This window comes from Vibrio kyushuensis, assembly GCF_050337325.1.
GTDB lineage: Bacteria > Pseudomonadota > Gammaproteobacteria > Enterobacterales > Vibrionaceae > Vibrio > Vibrio kyushuensis.
Map to the genome: position 1 here is coordinate 25,531 of NZ_JAKJSV010000020.1, position 6,000 is coordinate 31,530.

Consider the following 6,000-nt stretch of genomic DNA (forward strand, 5'->3'; position numbering starts at 1 on the left):
CCCAAAAGAGAAGCGGCTTAATAAGCAAGCAAATGATGACTACTACCTTGAAAAACGCCCAAGGTCAGCCACTTCCAATAAGTTTTTCTACGATGGATGACGCGCAGGGTGATCCAGTGATGTTACCGCAATAACAGTTACTCCTTTCGCTTCAAGAGCAAGATCAATTACTGCTGTGTAATGCCATAAGCATTGCTCAATAACATCACATCACCTTTTTCCATTAGATTATTATTTGAAACAATCTTGCCGTAACCAAATGAACGCTCGACAGCTATTGAACGTAATACCCCACTTGTTAGTAAGCTACCTTAACAAAATTATCGTGCTCAGCATCATGGATACTATTAAGATGGGTAGTGATATTTTCTAGGTAAGTTTTTGATAAGCTCATAGTTCATCATATAGAGTAAACTGAATCTCCTGCTAAAATAGTGTTCATTACAGTTAATTGATTGTTATTGGTATCAAGTAGGACTAAATCAGCACGATTTCCTGCTTTTATTGCTCCTTGATAATGAAGCCCCATGAAAGAGGCCGGGCTATAGCTTGCTTTGCTCCACGCTTCTTCCGCTGACAGTAAATCAGATTGGATCAAATAATTCACACACTCTAAAACAGATTGAGCTGATCCAGCCAATAACTCATCATTTGAGGCTAAATGAAGCTTACCTGCTTCTGTTAATACGACCTCTCCACCAATATGAGTTTGATAACGGCCAGCGGCCATCCCGCCAAAAGCAGTAGTATCACTGGTTAAGATCACTTTATCCTGTTTAGCTCGTAATATTACCTTCAATACCGCAGGTGGCAGATGGAAGCCATCAGCAATTATGGCACTCCAAAGGTTGTCTTCTGCTAACTGCTGCCAGATATAGTTATGGTGGCGGTGAATTTGCAAATCACATCCATTACCAAGGTGTGTAGACATTGTCGCACCAAGCTGTGTGACTCGTTGGATTTGCTCAGGAGTGGCCGCACTATGACCAATCGAGACCTTAATATTGTTCTTTACACAATAAGCAACGGTCTCTTCTAAGCCTTCTTGCCACTCAGGTGATAAGGTAAGTATCTTCAGTTGACCTTCAGATAGCTCATGCCATTTTTTTACCAAAGCAGCTTCTGGAGCACGCACGAATTGTTTACTGTGGGCACCGCGTGGACCATCTTTAGGTGAAATAAATGGCCCCTCTAGGTGATACCCCATTAGAGTATTACTCAGGTTTACATCACTATTTTTAAGGCGATTAATCTCAACAATTAATTCACTGATATTCTCATCGCTGTTGGTGATTATCGTTGGGTAGTAACCAGTTACCCCATTCTTATGCATGAGTTCTGTAGCATGGCTAAGATCTGCTTGATGCAAGGGTAGAGAATTAAAATCGACGCCTCCATAGCCATTGACTTGCAAATCAATTAGGCCGGGGGCGATCGTTGGTAAGCTACTTAAATCAGTAGTGTCAATAGCACTTACTTCACTGATTGTACTTCCCTCAACGACAACCCTTACCGCGCTATCACCTAGTGTTTTTGCTTCAAAAATCACTGTAATTTAGCTCCAGAATCAGCGTCTAGAAACAAAGCAGCACTTTGATGGCGGCGTAAAATAGAAGCAGGTAAATCTTCGCTGATAGAACCATTGATCATGGTAGTCACCGCATCACATTTTGTTGCCGCAGGTACAATACACACCATATGCTTTGCACTCACTAAGGTTGGAATCGTCAACGTTAAGGCAAACTCCGGAACATCATCGATAATGTCAAAACAGCCATCATTAACTTGTTGCTGACGACAAGCTTGATCTAACTTCACTTTTTTAACGACTTCGGTGTCATTAAAGTCAGCAACCCATGGGTCATTAAATGCAATATGCCCATTTTCACCAACCCCAAGGCAGACAAGATCGATTGGTGCTTGCTGTAATAACTCTGAATAACGTTGACATTCAACGTCGACATCGCTGGCATCTGCTTTAATGAAGTGCGCAGCAGAGGGATTTACGACGTCAAGCAAAGTCGCTTTAATAAAATGGCTAAACGCCTGTGGTGCTCCCGTAGGTAAGCCGATGTATTCATCCATATGAAAAGCGGTGACTTTGGACCAATCAATATCGTCAAAGCGCTTTAAGTGAGCTAAGAATTCATTTTGAGAAGGGGCAGAAGCAAATACAATCCTTACTGAGTCTTGGCTTTTTTGTAATGACACAATAATACGTCGTGTGTGTTCTGCCGCCGCTTGACCCATGGTATCTCTAGAGTCAAATACTGTGTACTCAAGGCTGTCTTTTATTGCTTTAGATATAATGTTTGTCATGATGTCTCTCTTTTATAATTCTTTCTAGTTCAAATTTCAGGTTGCTTTAAGGGCTTAATTAGGTTGATGTAAATTTTACTCATACCTAATCACATGCAACATGCACCTCGTTATCAGCGCAAAGCTCAACAATGAGTTGTAGGTTCCTCATAATATGAAAAGGGTCTTTCACGGGTAGCGCAACGACTTTATCGAGTGGCTTACCTTGCCTATCTCGAATTTGTGTCCATTCACCTACATCTTTATTAGGAAACGTCTTTAATACATAGGCTGCGGTTTTTTCATACATAGTAAGAAGCTCAGGATCACTGCTATATTTATAAGTCAGCAATAATGTATACAGTGCCTCAGAGTGTACCCACCAAATCTTGGTATCCCATGTTTCAAGAATCAGTTTCTCATAAGGATCCTCACCCAGTAATCGCCCACTCGGCTTCGATCCATCTTGGGAGGTATAGCGCAATAAACCTTCGTGCTCAGTATCCCAGCCCATAGTCCACATCGCTTTCACAATTTTGACGATTTTTGGTAAATATTCTGCTGTTTTTCCTAGTAACTCTGCTGATTGTAAACAGAACCACATATTCTCTAGGGTATGGCCAGGCGTGAAGTGACGAGCTAATAAAGTATCTTGTTGCTTAGCCGTCGTTAACATTTCAAAAGGAAGTAATGTTTTATCATCATGAAATTGATTAAATATCCGTGCTAAACTTTGTTCGCATAAATGTTGTATGTCATTGTGACGGCAGTGGTTATTTTTCTGTGTATATCGCAGTAACTCACTGCTTACCCCAAGAATGATCATTTCATAAGCATAAGGTTCAAAGCCCTCCGCAGCTGGGTACGGTTCACTGCGAACCACCCCTTGCTGAACGCGTAGTTTAATAGTATCAAAGAGGTACAGCGCCTTTTCAAAATACGCGGTATCTCCAGAAACAAACGCATACTCGCAAAAACCAAGAACGACAAAACAATCAGCATAGAAAGAAATGTCATACCCTTCATCTGGGTTTATCTCTTTCTTTTCACCTTCTCGTGTCAATAAAAAAGCGCAGTTTCCATTGTCTAAGAAAGCATTTTGACTGATAAATTCAGCCGCTAATTTTGCTTGTTTCAAATAGTCACTAGCCTGCCCCTTAAGCACGCCATTCTCAATAAGATAGGCTTGCCTACTCCAATTCCATAAGAAGCGGCCTTGTGACCAAATGAATTTATCTGTGCTATTTAGCGTTGCACCGTCATTGCTAAAGCAGGTATATATACCACCAAGCTCTTTGTCTAAAGCCCGTTGCCAAAATGGAATGATATTCGAGTCAAGCTCTGTGCTCCATCGTGTATAACAATCGTGCCAGAGGTTTTGCGAGCGTGTCATGGTTACTTATTCTCCGCGAGTTCTAATTTGAACAAAAGGTTAATAAGACGGATCGCTCTCACTCTAGAGTTTTCCGTCATTGTAAACCTTGCTACTAACGCAGCTATCAGAAGGGCTAAGCTCAGGTAACAAGCTTAGCCCGATTAAAGTTAACTGTTTTGATAAGCCGCCGTTTCCGCGTTCTCACCAGATTGGGCACTCTTATGTAACAGATACCCAACAGTAAGTACTACCAGCCCACAGAATGCGAAGGCCATTCGTCCCCAGAATGGATTTGGTATCAGTACCATTGCCATTACTAAAGTACCGAATACCAGAATCAGCTTACCTAACATGTTACGTTGCTGACGGTCGACGATATCCTGACCTTCTTCCTCAATGACCGGAGTTTCAATATCTTGCCAAAACGCTTGCAGTTCTTTACTACGAGCACCTTCCGGCTCTTTGTAAAACTTGGTTGTCAGGCAGAAGAAACCACCGGTAATGAACAGATGGCCCGCGAGACCTAACATTACCCTAAGGTCAGTTGCCTCACGTGCGGTGAATGGAACCTCTAAGCTCAGCCAATTTGCAATAACATCAGCAGTAATAACAAAGCTAGCAACATAAGAGACGACAGCACCCACAGCCATTGTTGCCCATGCAGCCCAGTCTGGCGTTTTCTTAATAAATATACCAAAGAACAGCGGCACCAGAATCGGCATTTGTAGCAAGGCGCTCACATACATCATAGCGTCAAACAGACTTAGATCGCGCAGTGAATTGATAAACAGTGCGATGAGAATAATCAATACGCCAAATACAAGCGTAACTACCTGGCTCACACGCAATAATTTAGCATCACCAGCTTCTTTGTTAACAAAAATCGCATAGAAGTTGCGTACAAAAACGCCTGCGTTACGGTTCAGGCCTGAGTCCATAGAAGACATTGTGGCAGCAAAAACCGCGGCCATCAGCAAACCAACCATACCAACGGGCATTGCACGTTCAACGAATACCAGATACACCGTATCCGCTGCTTTATTGCCGAGTTGTTCAGCATGTACTAGTGCCGCATCGGGATAAAGCACGGCAGCAGCCCACGGAGGCAAAAACCAGATTGCCGGACCAATTAGCATCAGAGCAAACGCTAACAGTGCCCCCTTACGTGCATTGACAGAATCTTTTGCTGTAAGAAAGCGATACGAGTCATTCATATTGTTAATATTTTGCAACTGCTTAACAAACATGAAAATAAACCAGCCTATGAATAGCAATGGATAGTTCATGCCTGGACCCATGATATTATCGACAGGAAACTGTTCGATAAGGTTGGAAGGCCCACCTACTTTTACGATTGCCGCCACAGCGCATACTACGGTTACCGACATGATGACGACCATCTGCACAAAGTCAGAAGCAACGACGCCCCAGGAGCCCCCTACCACAGAGATAAACAGAACAATCAAGCCTGTTACAACAATGGTCGTTTCCATGTCAATCTTGAATACCGCACTAACAAATATCGCTAATCCGTTCAACCAAATACCTGTGTAGATAATGCTGGTTGGTATTGTTGCCCAGGTGAATACCTGCTCATTGGTTGCACCAAAACGTCGACGCACACCTTCAATAGGCGTGACAGTACGCATCTGACGGAAACGATAAGAAAAGAAAAACCAAGATAGTAAAAATCCAAGTGCGTTGGCCAGAAAAACAGCCATGATAGGAAAACCTTCAGTAAACGCCTTACCCGCCGCTCCGGTAAAAGTCCAAGCGCTAAACTGAGTCATAAATGCCGAAGCACCAACCATCCACCAAAGCATTTTTCCCCCACCACGAAAGTAATCACTCGTGGACCGTCCCGCAAACCGTTTAAAGAGTAATCCGACTACAATCATAAATACGAAGTAGACGAGCACTACCAGAATGTCAATATTCATTTTTGACTCCAATGATGTTATGTATTTTTTATAGTAAATAGTTATTCGTAGGGTATTAATTACTAAGCATCATGCTTTAGCAGGGCTTAGATCATTTGAACCATGAGTCAATATGAGTGCTCACAAACTCATCATCATGAAGATGAGGGTAGCTTTCATAAACCCGCTCGATTTCAGTCTGCTGGCCCGGTGAAAGATCGCCATTTCCAGGATAACAATAGATCCCTTCAAAGAACCCTTGCTTCCTCAATACTTCGTGGATCCCAGCGATACATCCGTCAAAGTTGCCTAGAACGTCAAAGAAAGCGCTGTTAGCATCGGTCACTTCCACAGCTCTGGTCAGCATTTCTTGAGAGACTGTGCTGCCCTGTCGCTGTTCTTTAATAT

At 42.7% G+C, this 6,000-nt stretch carries 5 protein-coding genes; all 5 read right to left on the reverse strand.

Annotation, left to right across the window (positions count from 1 at the left end; translation table 11 throughout):
- Positions 1-400: 400 nt before the first annotated feature.
- On the reverse strand, positions 401-1,549 hold the full coding sequence (locus tag L4D20_RS24055; RefSeq protein WP_428804098.1) for an N-acetylglucosamine-6-phosphate deacetylase: 1,149 nt from the start codon (positions 1,547-1,549) through the stop codon (positions 401-403).
- On the reverse strand, positions 1,546-2,319 hold the full coding sequence (locus tag L4D20_RS24060) for a glucosamine-6-phosphate deaminase (protein ID WP_428804099.1): 774 nt from the start codon (positions 2,317-2,319) through the stop codon (positions 1,546-1,548). Before L4D20_RS24060 ends, L4D20_RS24055 begins: the two co-directional genes overlap by 4 nt.
- A gap of 85 nt (positions 2,320-2,404) precedes the next feature.
- Positions 2,405-3,691 carry an AGE family epimerase/isomerase gene (locus L4D20_RS24065; protein WP_428804100.1) on the reverse strand — a complete coding sequence of 429 codons (1,287 nt, stop codon included), beginning with the start codon at positions 3,689-3,691 and terminating at the stop codon, positions 2,405-2,407.
- Positions 3,692-3,840: 149 nt separating this feature from the next.
- Entirely contained in the window at positions 3,841-5,613 is a 1,773-nt protein-coding gene (locus L4D20_RS24070; protein ID WP_428804101.1) for a sodium:solute symporter family protein, read from the reverse strand.
- 91 nt (positions 5,614-5,704) lie between these two features.
- On the reverse strand, positions 5,705-6,000 hold a 296-nt coding region (locus tag L4D20_RS24075; protein WP_428804102.1), incomplete at its 5' end, for a hypothetical protein.

Coding starts and splice junctions, on each gene's coding strand:
- L4D20_RS24065 (WP_428804100.1), bottom strand. CDS start 3,691: ATGACACGCTCGCAAAACCTCTGGCACGATTGTTATACACGATGGAGC.
- L4D20_RS24060 (WP_428804099.1), bottom strand. CDS start 2,319: ATGACAAACATTATATCTAAAGCAATAAAAGACAGCCTTGAGTACACA.
- L4D20_RS24070 (WP_428804101.1), bottom strand. CDS start 5,613: ATGAATATTGACATTCTGGTAGTGCTCGTCTACTTCGTATTTATGATT.